General features: G+C 51.5%; 12 protein-coding genes and 1 pseudogene. All 13 read left to right on the plus strand.

The window, feature by feature from the left end; genetic code table 11:
* Positions 1-221 precede the first annotated feature (221 nt).
* Positions 222-1299: pseudogene (locus HMPREF0240_RS10205) on the plus strand (TraM recognition domain-containing protein); the annotation flags it as partial.
* Positions 1300-1515: 216 nt separating this feature from the next.
* Positions 1516-1734 carry a Maff2 family mobile element protein gene (locus HMPREF0240_RS23890; protein ID WP_003525154.1) on the plus strand — a complete coding sequence of 73 codons (219 nt, stop codon included), beginning with the start codon at positions 1516-1518 and terminating at the stop codon, positions 1732-1734.
* Between the two features lie 69 nt (positions 1735-1803).
* Complete coding sequence (locus HMPREF0240_RS10215; protein ID WP_005335866.1) at positions 1804-2673, plus strand: VirB6/TrbL-like conjugal transfer protein, CD1112 family; 870 nt, start codon at positions 1804-1806, stop codon at positions 2671-2673.
* Between the two features lie 20 nt (positions 2674-2693).
* On the plus strand, positions 2694-3149 hold the full coding sequence (locus tag HMPREF0240_RS10220) for a PrgI family protein (RefSeq protein WP_009003362.1): 456 nt from the start codon (positions 2694-2696) through the stop codon (positions 3147-3149).
* Positions 3106-5508 (plus strand): VirB4-like conjugal transfer ATPase, CD1110 family, encoded by a 2403-nt coding sequence (locus HMPREF0240_RS10225; RefSeq protein ID WP_035313038.1) that lies wholly within the window; start codon positions 3106-3108, stop codon positions 5506-5508. The genes HMPREF0240_RS10220 and HMPREF0240_RS10225 overlap by 44 nt, the downstream gene beginning before the upstream one ends.
* Complete coding sequence (locus tag HMPREF0240_RS10230; protein ID WP_009003364.1) at positions 5505-5888, plus strand: DUF3851 domain-containing protein; 384 nt, start codon at positions 5505-5507, stop codon at positions 5886-5888. The genes HMPREF0240_RS10225 and HMPREF0240_RS10230 overlap by 4 nt, the downstream gene beginning before the upstream one ends.
* Complete coding sequence (locus tag HMPREF0240_RS10235; protein WP_009003365.1) at positions 5881-7617, plus strand: CHAP domain-containing protein; 1737 nt, start codon at positions 5881-5883, stop codon at positions 7615-7617. Before HMPREF0240_RS10230 ends, HMPREF0240_RS10235 begins: the two co-directional genes overlap by 8 nt.
* Positions 7618-7645: 28 nt before the next feature.
* Positions 7646-7903 carry a DUF4315 family protein gene (locus HMPREF0240_RS10240; RefSeq protein ID WP_009003366.1) on the plus strand — a complete coding sequence of 86 codons (258 nt, stop codon included), beginning with the start codon at positions 7646-7648 and terminating at the stop codon, positions 7901-7903.
* A complete protein-coding gene (locus HMPREF0240_RS10245) occupies positions 7893-8651 on the plus strand; it encodes a DUF4366 domain-containing protein (protein WP_009003367.1) in 759 nt (252 codons plus the stop codon). The genes HMPREF0240_RS10240 and HMPREF0240_RS10245 overlap by 11 nt, the downstream gene beginning before the upstream one ends.
* Positions 8648-8851 carry a hypothetical protein gene (locus tag HMPREF0240_RS23895; protein ID WP_009003368.1) on the plus strand — a complete coding sequence of 68 codons (204 nt, stop codon included), beginning with the start codon at positions 8648-8650 and terminating at the stop codon, positions 8849-8851. Before HMPREF0240_RS10245 ends, HMPREF0240_RS23895 begins: the two co-directional genes overlap by 4 nt.
* Positions 8838-10946 (plus strand): type IA DNA topoisomerase, encoded by a 2109-nt coding sequence (locus HMPREF0240_RS10250; RefSeq protein WP_009003369.1) that lies wholly within the window; start codon positions 8838-8840, stop codon positions 10944-10946. Before HMPREF0240_RS23895 ends, HMPREF0240_RS10250 begins: the two co-directional genes overlap by 14 nt.
* Positions 10943-11224: a hypothetical protein gene (locus tag HMPREF0240_RS10255; RefSeq protein ID WP_006775892.1), complete on the plus strand. Its 282-nt coding sequence runs from the start codon at positions 10943-10945 to the stop codon at positions 11222-11224. Before HMPREF0240_RS10250 ends, HMPREF0240_RS10255 begins: the two co-directional genes overlap by 4 nt.
* Positions 11225-11226: 2 nt before the next feature.
* Positions 11227-14511, plus strand: coding sequence for a YodL domain-containing protein (locus tag HMPREF0240_RS10260; RefSeq protein ID WP_009003370.1), 3285 nt, complete (start codon positions 11227-11229; stop codon positions 14509-14511).

A 14511-nucleotide genomic window follows, 5' to 3' on the forward strand; every position in this document is an offset into this window, starting at 1 on the left:
TTTCCACTCCTGCAAGAGTGTCCTAAGAATGAGCTAAAAGAGATAGCCGACACGCTCAAGGCAACAAAGGAACTGATGTTAAAAGTGAACAGTCTGCGCCAGCAGGCTGGTTTGTCCGCAATAGAAAACTAACATTTCATTTGGTGATTGATTAAATGCTTGTGAAAACAACCGATGGAACGCCGGATGCGGTGAAAGTCGCACGTCCGGTGTGGAGTGGGGGAAAATCCGGCGATAACTTCAAAGGATTACCTATCACTATAAGCAGAAACCTTGTTGTACTGCGCGCTTATTGGCTATATCCATTATGAGGCTCCGGTGGAGGAGCAGAACTTCTCTACCCTCATTGAGTTCATCAACGCCATGGAAGTCCGTGAGGATGACGAGGAGTTCAAAAACCCCGTAGACCTGATGTTTGATGCACTGGAAGCCGAGAAGCCAAATCACTTTGCGGTGCGCCAGTATAAGAAATATAAGCTGGCCGCCGGCAAAACAGCCAAGTCGATTTTGATTTCCTGCGGTGCGCGTCTGGCCGTATTTGATATTGCGGAGCTGCGCGAGGTTACATCCTACGATGAGTTGGAACTGGATACGCTGGGAGACAGAAAAACGGCTCTGTTCCTCATTATGAGTGATACGGATGACAGTTTTAACTTTCTCATTTCCATGTGCTACACCCAGTTATTCAACCTGCTTTGTGAAAAGGCCGACGATGTGTATGGCGGCAGGCTTCCGGTTCATGTGCGCTGTTTGATTGATGAGTGTGCTAACATCGGGCAGATTCCGAAGCTGGAAAAGCTGGTGGCCACCATCCGAAGCCGTGAAATCTCTGCCTGTCTGGTGTTGCAGGCACAGAGCCAGCTCAAGGCAATTTACAAAGATAATGCCGATACCATCATCGGCAATATGGATACTTCCATCTTCCTGGGTGGCAAAGAGCCAACAACGCTGAAAGAGCTGGCGGCTGTTCTGGGAAAGGAGACCATAGACACTTACAACACCGGAGAGAGCCGGGGACGGGAGACCTCCCACTCGCTCAACTATCAGAAATTGGGAAAAGAGCTGATGAGCCAGGACGAGCTGGCAGTTATGGATGGCGGCAAGTGCATCTTGCAGTTGCGCGGTGTGCGTCCGTTTCTTTCAGACAAGTATGACATTACCAGACACCCTAATTTCAAATACACAGCTGATGCAGACAAGCGAAATACCTTTGATATTGAAGCATTTTTGTCTGCCAGACTAAAACTCAAGCCTGATGAGGTCTGCGATGTATATGAAGTAGACACGGAGGGCGTGTAATACGGTTCCGCTGAGAAAGGAGTGATCGTATCTATTTGCCGCAACTGCCTCTGTTGAGGCCATTGGCGTACAAAGCGGGCAATCATCAACAAAATAATGAAAAAGGAGGACAGCCGGAATCAAGCTCTCATAGATCGAGGGCAGATTGTTCCGGCTTTTGTGCGCTTATGAAACAAACCTAACTAATCATTCAAATGATTCCGGCTAATATTATTTATGGCATTTTTTGAACAGGCAATTACCGTTCTTCAGACTCTCGTTATCGCTCTGGGCGCTGGTCTTGGTATCTGGGGTGTCATCAACCTGTTGGAAGGTTACGGCAACGACAACCCTGGCGCAAAATCTCAGGGCATGAAGCAGCTCATGGCCGGCGCTGGTGTAGCCGTAGTCGGCATGGTCCTTGTACCTCTGCTCTCCGGGCTGTTCTCTGTCTAAGCGTTCCTGCATGAAATTCTTGCCGCTCCCGCAGTTCTGCGGGGGCGGCGGAAAGGAGGTTGACACCGTATGGATTTCTTACTTGAAGCCCTGACAAATTGGCTGAAAGAAATGCTGGTGGGCGGTATTATGAGCAACCTTTCGGGGATGTTTGACAGCGTAAACCAACAGGTCGCGGATATATCCGTACAGGTAGGACAGACCCCACAGGGATGGAATGGCAGTATTTTCAATATGATTGAGAATCTGTCAAACTCCATCATGGTGCCGATTGCAGGTGTGATCCTGGCTATCGTGATGACCGTAGACCTGATCCAGATGATTGCAGACAAGAACAACCTGCATGATGTGGATACCTGGATGATTTTCAAGTGGGTGTTCAAATCAGCTGCCGCCATCCTCATTGTCACAAACACATGGAATATCGTGATGGGCGTCTTTGATATGGCGCAGAGCGTGGTGGCGCAGGCGGCAGGGATTATCAATTCGGATGCGTCCATTGACATTTCCTCAGTTATGACCGATCTGGAACCGAGGCTGATGGAAATGGATTTGGGACCGCTGTTCGGACTGTGGTTCCAATCCCTCTTTATTGGCATTACCATGTGGGCGTTGTATATCTGTATCTTTATCGTTATTTATGGCCGTATGATCGAGATCTACCTTGTAACTTCGGTGGCTCCCGTTCCAATGGCTGCAATGATGGGCAAAGAATGGGGCGGTATGGGACAGAATTACCTCCGATCCCTGCTGGCACTGGGCTTTCAGGCGTTTCTCATTATCGTCTGCGTGGCAATTTATGCTGTGCTGGTGCAGAACATCGCTATGGAAGATGACATCATCATGGCAATCTGGAGCTGCGTGGGCTACACTGTACTGCTATGTTTTACGCTGTTCAAAACCGGCAGTCTCGCCAAATCAGTCTTTCAGGCGCACTAAAACGGAAGGAGGTTTCCACATTGGCTTATGTACCCGTACCCAAGGACTTAACAAAAGTCAAAACAAAGGTCATGTTCAATCTGACCAAGCGGCAGCTTATCTGCTTCACGGGCGGAGCGCTTATTGGCGTACCGCTTTTCTTTTTGCTCAGAAAACCTACCGGAAACAGTGTAGCGGCTATGTGTATGATGCTGGTTATGCTGCCCTTCTTTATGCTGGCTATGTACGAAAAGCATGGACAGCCGCTGGAAAAGATCGTGGGCAACATTCTCAAAGTAGCTGTGATCCGTCCAAAGCAGCGACCTTACCAGACCAACAACTTTTATGCCGTATTAAAGCGGCAGGAAATGCTCGATAAGGAGGTGTATGACATTGTTCACCGCAATAAAAAAATGGCTGCATCGGATGTTCGGAAAAACCGAGGAAAAAACTGTGCAGCCGGTAAAGGCAAAGAAAAAACTGTCCCGCGCCGATAAGAAGCAGATCGAAGCGGCCATTGCCCGCGCTAACCGCACGGACAAAAAAGGAAAATCTGCGCAGGACAGTATCCCTTATGAACGGATGTGGCCGGACGGAATCTGCCGCATATCGGACAGCCACTACACAAAGACCATCCAGTTTCAGGACATCAACTATCAGCTCTCCCAAAACGAAGATAAGACGGCAATCTTTGAGGGGTGGTGTGATTTCCTCAATTATTTTGACAGCTCGATTCATTTCCAGCTGTCTTTTTTGAACCTTGCGGCATCGGAGGAGACCTTTGCTAACTCCATTTCCATCCCGCCGCAGGGGGACGCCTTTGACAGTATCCGCGAGGAATACACCACAATGCTGCAAAATCAGCTGGCCAGAGGTAACAACGGTCTCATCAAGACCAAATACCTGACCTTTGGTATCGACGCGGACAGCATCAAAGCCGCCAAGCCCCGTCTGGAGCGTATTGAGACCGATATACTTAATAACTTCAAGCGTCTTGGTGTAGCTGCCAGAACGCTGGACGGTAAAGAAAGGCTTTTTCAGCTTCATGCGGTATTCCACATGGATGAACAACTCCCGTTTCAGTTTGAATGGGACTGGCTGGCTCCTTCCGGTCTGTCCACAAAGGATTTTATTGCACCAAGCTCCTTTGAGTTCCGCACCGGCAAGCAGTTCCGTATGGGTAAGAAATACGGAGCTGTTTCTTTTTTGCAGATTCTCGCACCGGAGCTGAATGACCGTTTGCTGGCTGATTTTCTGGATATGGAAAGTTCGCTCATTGTGAGTATGCACATTCAGTCGGTGGATCAGGTGAAAGCCATCAAAACGGTAAAGCGGAAGATTACCGACCTGGACCGCAGCAAGATCGAGGAACAGAAAAAAGCAGTCCGTGCCGGATACGACATGGACATCATTCCATCTGACCTTGCTACCTACGGTAGTGAAGCGAAAAAACTCTTGCAGGATTTGCAGAGCCGCAACGAGAGAATGTTCCTTTTGACCTTTCTGGTGCTGAACACAGCGGACAATCCCCGTCAACTTGGCAACAACATCTTTCAGGCAGGCTCTATTGCCCAGAAGTATAACTGTCAGCTGACCAGGCTGGACTTCCAGCAGGAAGAAGGGCTGATGAGCTGTCTGCCTCTGGGTCTCAATCAGATTGAGATTCAGCGAGGACTGACCACCAGTTCCACAGCTATCTTTGTGCCCTTTACTACGCAGGAACTGTTCCAGAACGGGAAAGAAGCTCTGTACTACGGCATCAATGCTCTGTCCAACAACCTCATCATGGTGGACAGAAAGCTGCTGAAAAACCCCAACGGCCTGATTCTGGGTACGCCGGGTTCCGGTAAGTCCTTCAGCGCAAAACGAGAAATTGCCAACTGCTTTTTGCTTACCAGTGATGATGTTATTATCTGTGACCCGGAAGCGGAGTACGCACCTCTTGTTGAGCGTCTGCATGGGCAGGTCATCAAGATCTCACCTACTTCAACCAACTATATCAATCCGATGGATCTGAATCTGGACTATTCGGATGATGAAAGCCCGCTGTCCCTCAAGTCTGATTTTATCCTCAGCTTGTGTGAGCTGATCGTGGGCGGTAAGGAGGGCTTGCAGCCGGTGCAGAAAACCATCATCGACCGCTGTGTGCGCCTGGTCTATCAGACCTATCTCAATGACCCGCGCCCGGAGAATATGCCCATATTGGAGGATTTGTATAACCTGCTTCGGGAACAGGAGGAAAAGGAAGCCCAGTATATCGCCACGGCTCTTGAAATCTATGTAACCGGCTCCCTCAATGTGTTCAACCACCAGAGCAATGTGGACATTGATAACCGGATTGTCTGCTATGACATCAAGGAACTGGGCAAGCAGCTTAAAAAAATCGGAATGCTGGTAGTTCAGGATCAGGTGTGGAACCGTGTCACCATCAACCGTGCCGCTCACAAGTCTACCCGCTACTACATCGACGAGATGCACCTGCTTTTGAAGGAGGAGCAGACCGCCGCCTATACGGTGGAAATCTGGAAGCGATTCAGAAAATGGGGCGGTATTCCGACAGGTATCACCCAGAATGTCAAAGACCTTTTGAGCAGCCGCGAGGTGGAAAATATCTTTGAAAATTCCGACTTCGTGTATATGCTCAACCAGGCAGGCGGAGACCGTCAGATCCTCGCCAAGCAGCTGGGTATTTCCACACACCAATTATCTTATGTGACCCACTCCGGTGAGGGCGAGGGCCTGCTGTTTTATGGCTCTACAATCCTGCCTTTCGTGGATCACTTCCCGAAGAATACCGAGCTTTACCACATTATGACCACCAAACCCCAGGAACTGAAAAAGAAGGAGGATGAATGATGATGAACCCCAACATTTTGAATAAAAATCCGCTGATGTTTTTTGACAGGGCGGTAAATGCCCAGCGCAGCCAGCTGCTTACGGTCATGGCCGATGCGGTAAGTGAGTGCCGCACGGCGGCAGATCAGGCAGCCGAACTGAATGAGACCGGTCAGGTGGGGCTTCTCCGTCTGGCAGAGGTCTGGAGCGCCATTCGTGCTAAAGAAGGTATGGGCGGCCTGATTCTGGAAGGAACAGAGGCGAAGATCCTGTCCGATGTGGTGGCACAGTTTTATGCCTACCTGTCCGGCTGTATGTTCAACGATCCTGTGGGAATGGCCATTTATGCAGAGCTGCACTACATGATGTCCTCCCTCATGCTGGGAGAATGGTTTGAATAAAGAGCCGCGCCTGCGCTTTACTGATGAGGAACGGTCTGACCCTGCACTGGAAAAGCCGATCCGTAAAGCGGAGAAAGCTGCGGCCAGAGCAGATAAGGCGCAGGCCAATATCCCAAAGAAAAAGGTCAGGCAGACGATCATTGACCCAGATACCGGAAACAAGACCTCGAAGCTGACCTTTGAGGACAAGAAAAAGCCACCCTCCAAAGTTTCTCAAGGAGTCAGGGAAGCTCCCGTCCATCTGGTTGCGGGCAAGCTCCACAAAGAGATCCGGGAAACAGAGCAGGACAATGTGGGCGTGGAAAGCGCCCACAAGTCCGAGGAGGCGGTGGAGACCGGCGCTTATCTGGTGAGGGAGGGCTATCGCAGCCACAAGCTGAAGCCGTACCGCAAAGCAGCACAGGCAGAGCGCCAACTGGAAAAGGCAAATGTAAATGTTCTGTACCAGAAATCTTTGCAGGAAAATCCCCAGTTTGCCAGCAATCCGCTTTCCCGCTGGCAGCAAAAGCAGGCCATCAAAAGGCAGTATGCCGCCGCCAAACACGCCGGTCAGACTGCCGGAAATACCGCCCAGGCTGCGTCCAAAACCGGAAAAGCCGCAAGGACGGTGAAAGAAAAGGCACAGCAGGCAGGGGCGTTCGTCGTGCGCCACAAGAAGGGTTTCCTGATGGCAGGGGTTTTGTTCCTCATTACCTGTATGCTGATGAATACCATGTCCTCCTGCTCCATGATGGCGCAGAGCATCGGTTCCGTTCTCTCCGGCACCACTTATCCGTCGGATGACCCGGAAATGTTGGCAGTGGAGGCAGATTATGCAGCCAGAGAAGTCCAGTTGCAGGAGGAAATCGACAACATTGAAAGCAGCCACCCAGGGTATGACGAGTATCGCTATGACCTTGGTATGATCGGCCATGACCCTCATGAGCTGGCAGCATTTCTGTCTGCCGTCTTGCAAGGTTACACCCAGCAGAGCGCTCAGGCAGAGCTGGCGCGTGTGTTTGCAGCACAGTATCAGCTGACGCTTACTGAGGAAGTGGAGATTCGCTACCGCACGGAGACCTCCACCGACCCGGAGACCGGCGAGACCACCTCAGAAGAAGTCCCCTATGAGTATTACATTTTGAATGTGAAACTCACCAGCAAGCCCATTTCCGCTGTGGCGTCGGAGTTACTGACCCCGGAGCAGATGGAAATGTATCAGGTTTACCGGCAGACCATGGGCAATAAGCCGCTGTTGTTTGGCGGTGGTTCCCCTGACATGAGCAATTCCGAGGACTTGACCGGTGTACAGTTTGTAAATGGAACCCGTCCCGGAAATCCGCAGTTGGTGGAGCTGGCCAAGCGTCAGGTCGGCAATGTGGGCGGCTATCCTTATTGGAGCTGGTATGGCTTTGACAGCCGCGTGGAGTGGTGCGCCTGCTTTGTATCCTGGTGTTATAACCAGGCTGGAAAAAGTGAGCCGCGCTTTGCAGGCTGCGAGTGGCAGGGCGTTCCGTGGTTCCAGTCTCATGGACAATGGGGTGCAAGAGGCTATAACAATCTGGCTCCCGGAGATGCAATTTTCTTTGATTGGGATTTGGATGGGACAGCAGACCATGTGGGTATCGTGATCGGTACGGATGGCAGCCGTGTTTATACCGTGGAGGGAAATTCCGGCGATGCCTGCAAGATCAAAAGTTATGACCTGAACTATCAAAGTATTAAGGGCTACGGCCTGATGAACTGGTAACAGACTTTGTGGAAAGGAGTGAACGGTTATGGCAAAAAACAAAATTGAACGTATCGACCAGGAAATTGAGAAAACCCGTGAGAAGATTGCGGAATATCAGGAAAAGCTCAAGACCCTGGAAGCACAGAAAACGGAGGCAGAGAATCTGGAAATCGTTCAGATGGTTCGTGCGTTACGCATGACTCCAGCACAGCTGAACGCTATGCTTTCCGGTGGAATGAACCACGGCAGAGATACAGCACTGTCGGAATCAAATAATCAGGAGGTTACCGCTTATGAAGAATAAACGAATTTGCAAAACACTTTCCGCCCTTTGCCTGACAATGGTTGTGGCATTTGGCTTTACGATCCCTGCTTTCGCACAGGGGTCAGAACCGGCACCGGCGGCACCGGCAGAGGATTCTACCAATGACAGCAATGTGATTGTGGAAGAAACAGAACCGGCACTTACACCAGATGGCAATGCCGCTCTGGTGGATGATTTTGGTGGCAATAAGCAGCTCATTACCGTTACCACCAAGGCTGGCAACTATTTTTACATTTTGATCGACAGGGCTAATGAGGATAAAAAGACTGCTGTTCATTTTCTGAACCAGGTGGATGAAGCGGATTTGATGGCACTGATGGAAGATGAAAATGTCAAAGAGGAGCCGGCTGCTGTGTGTAGCTGTTCAACAAAATGTGAAGCAGGGGCAGTCAATACGGCCTGCCCGGTCTGCGCAACTGATAAGAGTAAATGTACGGGCAAAGCACCGGAACCTCCGGCAGAAACATCGGAGCCGGAAAAAGAGAAGCCTGCCGGATTGAACCCGGCTGCGCTGGTCCTTTTGCTGGCTCTGCTTGGTGGCGGTGGCGTATTTGCCTACTTGAAGCTCGTTAAGAACAAGCCTAAGACCAAGGGCAATGACAGTCTGGACGATTATGATTATGGCGAGGAAGATTCCGAGGAATGGGAAACCGAGGATGAGGAGTCGGACGAACCGGACGCTGACGGGGGCAGCACAGAAGAAGATGACGAGGACAGCGTGAAATGACCCGATTCACAGACAGTCCCTATGAACGCATGATGACACGCAGGCCGGAGGGCGGGAAGGAAACTTCCCGTCCTCCTTCTTTACCCCACAGCCACCCCTGCTATGGTTGCGGGAATTATGGAAGACCCTGCGTAGGTATCTGCCACCGGGAAATGTCCCGATGGCTCAAAGAGAGGAGGAACCATCATGGCTCAACATAAATTGGTAATTGCCGAAAAACCATCAGTTGCCCAGAGTTTGGCGGCGGTGATCGGCGCAACCGTCCGTAAGGACGGGTATCTGGAGGGCAACGGCTGGCGTGTCAGCTGGTGCGTGGGCCACCTGGCCGGTCTTGCGGATGCAGACAGCTATGACCCAAAGTATGCCAAGTGGCGATATGGTGATCTGCCTATCCTGCCGGAACATTGGCAGATGGTAGTGGGAAAGGATAAGAAAAAGCAGTTTGATATTCTGAAAAAGCTGATGAACGCCCCGGATGTGACGGAGGTGGTAAATGCCTGCGATGCCGGACGCGAGGGCGAGCTGATCTTCCGCAGCGTCTATGAGCTGGCAGGTTGCAAGAAGCCGATGAAAAGGCTCTGGATTTCTTCGATGGAGGACTCCGCCATAAGGGAAGGCTTTGCAAACCTGCGCCCCGGTGCGGACTATGACGGACTTCGGGATGCTGCCCTCTGCCGTGCCAAGGCCGACTGGCTGGTGGGGATCAATGCGACAAGGCTTTTTTCCGTGCTGTATCACCGAACCCTCAACATCGGGCGCGTGATGTCCCCGACGCTGGCGCTTATTGTTCAGCGAGAAGCTGAGATCGACACCTTTCAGCCGATTCCCTTTTATACCGTGGCGCTGGAGCTGCCCGGTCTTACCGTATCCGGGGAGCGCATGGCGGATAAGGCTGCTGCTAAGCAGCTGAAAGAAGCCTGTCAGGGTGTAAATGTCACAATCAAAAAGGTGGAGTGCAAGGAAAAGTCCGAAAAGCCGCCTGCCCTCTATGACCTGACTACTCTGCAAAGAGATGCCAACCGCCTGCTTGGATTTACAGCCCAGCAGACCCTGGACTATCTGCAAAGCCTGTATGAAAAGAAGCTCTGCACCTATCCCCGTACTGACAGCCGCTATCTGACTGGCGATATGGCAGACAGCCTGCCGGTGCTGGTGAATCTGGTTGCCAATGCTATGCCGTTTCGCAAAGGAATCGCCATTACCTGTGATCCGCAGACGGTAATCAACGATAAGAAAGTAACCGACCACCACGCAGTAATCCCTACCAGAAATCTCAAGGATGCAGACCTTTCTGCCCTTCCTGCGGGAGAAAAAGCGGTGCTGGAGCTGGTGGCCCTGCGTCTGCTGTGCGCCGTAGCCCAGCCCCATATCTATTCGGAAACCGTTGTGATTGCAGCGTGTGCCGGTGGGGAGTTTACCACAAAAGGAAAAACAGTGAAGCACCCCGGATGGAAAGCACTGGAGGACGCTTATCGTGCCAAAATGAAGGATACAGAGCCGAAAAAAGAGGGCGTAGAGAAAGCCCTGCCGGAGCTGACCGAAGGACAGACACTTTCGGTTTCTGCGGCAATCGTCAAAGAAGGCAAAAGCAGTCCGCCTCAGCACTTTACGGAGGACACCCTATTGTCCGCAATGGAGACTGCCGGGAAAGATGATATGCCGGAGGACGCCGAGCGAAAAGGTCTGGGGACACCGGCCACTCGTGCCGGTATTTTGGAAAAGCTGGTATCTGCCGGTTTTCTGGAACGAAAAAAGAACAGGAAAACGGTGCAGCTTCTCCCTTCCCACGATGCAGTCTCCCTGATCACAGTCTTGCCGGAACAGCTGCAATCGCCGCTTCTGACTGCCGAGTGGGAGTACCGCCTGGGAGAGATCGAGCGCGGGCAGCTTGCCCCGGAGGAGTTTCTGGACGGGATCAGCACCATGCTGAAAGATCTGGTGGGAACCTATCAGGTCATCAAGGGGACTGAGTACCTGTTCACGCCGCCCCGCGAAGTGGTGGGCAAATGCCCCCGCTGCGGCGGTGATGTGGCGGAACTGCAAAAAGGGTTCTTCTGCCAGACAGAATCCTGCAAATTTGCCATCTGGAAAAACAGTAAATGGTGGGCCATGAAGAAAAAGCAGCCTACCAAGGCGCTGGTGACAGCGCTGCTCAAGGATGGCCGGGCAAGGCTCACCGGCTGCTATTCCGAAAAGACCGGCAAGACCTATGACGCTACGGTGGTTCTGGAGGACGATGGGCGGTACGCCAACTTCAAGCTGGAATTTGACCGGCAGAAAGGCGGTGCAAAATGAAGCTCTCCCTTTATGAACAGGAAACCATTCTCCTCTACAATCAGGCCGAGGACACCGCCGAAGTTTATACCCATGACCGAAAACTGATGGAGAAGCTGACCCGCCTTTCCAAAAAGCACCCGGAACAGGTCTGCAAAAAGGATAAGCACAATTTTACAGTCCCCAAACGCTGTGTGTCCGTCCGAGAGCCATACAGCGCCGAGCGCCGCAAGGCTGCCAGTGAACGGGCCAAGGTTGCCGGGTACAGGCCGCCCATCCCCAAACCGAAAGCTGATTGACGATGGGCGCAAATGTATTTGAGACGGTCAAGCAGTCTGTCACCGTCCGGGAAGCCGCAGAACGATATGGGATTGAGGTCAAAAGGGGCGGCATGGCCTGCTGTCCTTTTCACGATGACAAAAATCCCAGCATGAAGCTGAACGAAGAATATTTCTACTGTTTCGGTTGCGGAGCCACCGGCGATGTGATAGACCTGACCGCCCGGCTCTACAACCTGTCCCCCAAGGAAGCCGCCGAGAAGCTGGCGCAGGATTTTGGCCTGATCTATGACAGTCAGGCCCCGCCCCGCAGGAACTATGTTCGCCAGAAAACCGAGGCACAGAAGTTTCGGGAGAACCGGGACCATGCCTTTCGGGTTCTGGCGGACTACTTCCATCTTCTCCGCAAGTGGGAAGCGGGCTACACGCCCAAAACACCGGAGGAACCCATGCACCCCCGTTTTTTAGAGGCGGTGCAGCAAAAGGATTATATCGGCTATCTGCTGGATTCTTTTCTGGAGGACAGCCCGGAGGAACAAAAGCTATGGATCGCTGAACATCAATCAACAATCACCAATTTAGAGAGGAGAGTGAACATCATGGCTGATAAGCCCACCAACCGAGAGCGGCTAAGGGAAATCACAGACGGCATCGAGCAGGGCATCAAGGAACTGTTTGAGAGTGAAAAGTATATGCGCTATCTGTCCGTTATGTCCCGCTTCCACCGCTATTCGGTAAACAACACCATGCTCATCTATATGCAGAAGCCGGACGCCACTTTGGTAGCCGGATACAATAAGTGGAAAGACCAGTTTGAGCGTCATGTTAAAAAGGGAGAACATGGCATTACCATCATCGCCCCCACACCGTACAAGAAGAAAATCGAGGAGCAGAAACTGGACCCGGATACCAAGGCTCCGATTTTGGATAAAGACGGAAAGATCATCACAGAGGAAAAAGAAATCGAGATCCCCATGTTTCGCCCGGTCAAGGTCTTTGATGTGAGCCAGACTGATGGGAAACCTTTGCCGGAGCTTGCTTCCTCCCTTTCCGGAAATGTGCCAAATTATGAGGCATTCATGGAGGCCCTGCGCCGCAGCGCACCGGTGCCGATTACTTTTGAAGCAATGGCCGCTGATACGGACGGCTATTTTTCTGCTGATCATCAGAAAATTGCCATTCGTCAGGGCATGAGTGAGGTTCAGACGGTTTCAGCCACAGTACACGAGATTGCCCACAGCAAGCTCCATGACCCTAAAAAATATGAAATGCTACCGTCATGGAAGGTTGTGCAGGAGAGTGAAGGTGGAACCAAACATGATTTCAAGTTGGATTTTGCCACAGAAAAAGAAGCCGAACAGTTTGCTTCTGATATGGATTGGCGTTATGTGGACGAAAATCAGTTTGAATGGCGTCTTGCAGTTGAGGAAGATCCAACCGCAGAAAAACAGGCAATCAAAAACCGCCACACGGAGGAAGTGGAGGCTGAAAGCATCTCCTATGCGGTCTGCAAGTATTTTGGCATCGAGACCGGAGAAAACAGCTTCGGCTATATTGCAAGCTGGAGTCAGGGCAAGGAACTGAAAGAACTGAGAGCCAGTTTGGAGACCATTAACAAAACCTCCGGCACTTTGATCTCCGACATTGAGCGCCACTATAAGGAAATCTGCAAAGAGCGCGGAATCGACCCTCATGCAAAGGTAGAGCCGGAAACCGCCCCGATAGAGCAGCCAGCAGATGCCATTAAGGTATCTGATAGGCTGCCGACCGGTGATCTGACCTACTATGTAGCAGAGTGCATGGAATTTCCAAACCTCGGAGAATACCACGATAACCTGTCTTTGGAGGAAGCTGTCCGCATTTATCAGGAGATTCCAGCAGAGCGAATGAACGGGATCAAGGGCATTGGTTTTGAGCTGAAAGACGGAAGCGACTATGAAGGACCTTTTCCGATTTTGACCGGCCAAACCATTGACCTGGACACCATCCAGGCAATCGACTATTACCGTGATAATCCTCTGGTGCAAAAAGCGGTAAAGGAACTGGCTGCGGCAATGCCGGAAATGGAGGTGCTGGGGGCGGACGCCAATCAGCAGGAGGCTTTGTTTCTGATCGACAATGCCACCTATCTTCATATCCAGTCCTGTGACAGCGGCTGGGACTATACCCTTTACGATGCCGCATCCATGAAAGAGCTGGATGGAGGTCAGCTGGATATGCCGGAGCTTTCCTGCATGAAGGCAGTTCTCCAGATTTGTGATGATAACGATTTGAGCAGCAATTCAGTAAAGTATGCGCCCCTGTCTATGATTGAAACCTTGCAGGACGCTGCCTATCAGCAGATGCAGGCAGAGGTCAGTCAGATGACTGCTTCTTCTCAGCTGCCGGAAGCACAAGAGCAGGCACTGGATGAATACCCCATGCCGGATGAGCAGGTCTCCACACCAGATATGCAGGAATACGGCTACTCCTATGATGGGATGCTCCCTGTCACCAGAGAACGGGCGCTGGAACTGGATGCCGCTGGTTTGACTGTCTATGTGCTGCATGAGGACAATACGGAGAGCATGGTGTTTGACCCGCAGGAAATCATGGATCATGGCGGTCTTTTTGGCGTGGACCGTGAGGAATGGGAGAAAAGCCCTCAGTTCCACGAAAAGGTCATGGAGCGTCAGGAACATCAGCAGGAACGGGAACAGGCATTTCTTGCTCAGAACAGAGATTGCTTTGCCATCTATCAGGTGAGCCGTGACGATCCGCAGAATGTGCGCTTTATGAATCTGGACTGGCTAAAGTCCCATGACATTTCCATAGACCGTAGCAATTATGATCTCATTTACACTGCTCCGCTGAGGGAGTTTGGCACGGTACCGGAGCAGCTGGAAAAACTATATGAGCAGTTTAATCTGCAAAAACCGGCGGATTTTCACAGTCCTTCTATGAGTGTCAGTGACATCGTTGCGATCAAGCAGGATGGTAAGGTATCCTGTCATTACTGTGACAGTGTTGGTTTTACCCAGATCCCCGGATTCCTGCCGGAAAATCCGCTGAAAAATGCGGAGATGGCCGTGGAGGACGATTACGGCATGATCGACGGTATCATCAACAATGGCGCAAAAGAGCCTACGGTGGCAGAGCTGGAACAGCAGGCCCGCAGCGGTCAGTCCATTTCCCTCATGGATTTGGCTGCCGCTGCCCATCGGGAGGAACGGGAAAAGAAAAAGTCCGTCATGGAGCAGCTGAAAAGCCAGCCCAAGGCAGAACACAAAAAGACAGCGCCCAAAAAGAGTGCGGAAAGGGAGATTTGA

It is taken from the genome of Clostridium sp. D5, assembly GCF_000190355.1.
Taxonomy (GTDB): domain Bacteria; phylum Bacillota; class Clostridia; order Lachnospirales; family Lachnospiraceae; genus Faecalicatena; species Faecalicatena fissicatena_A.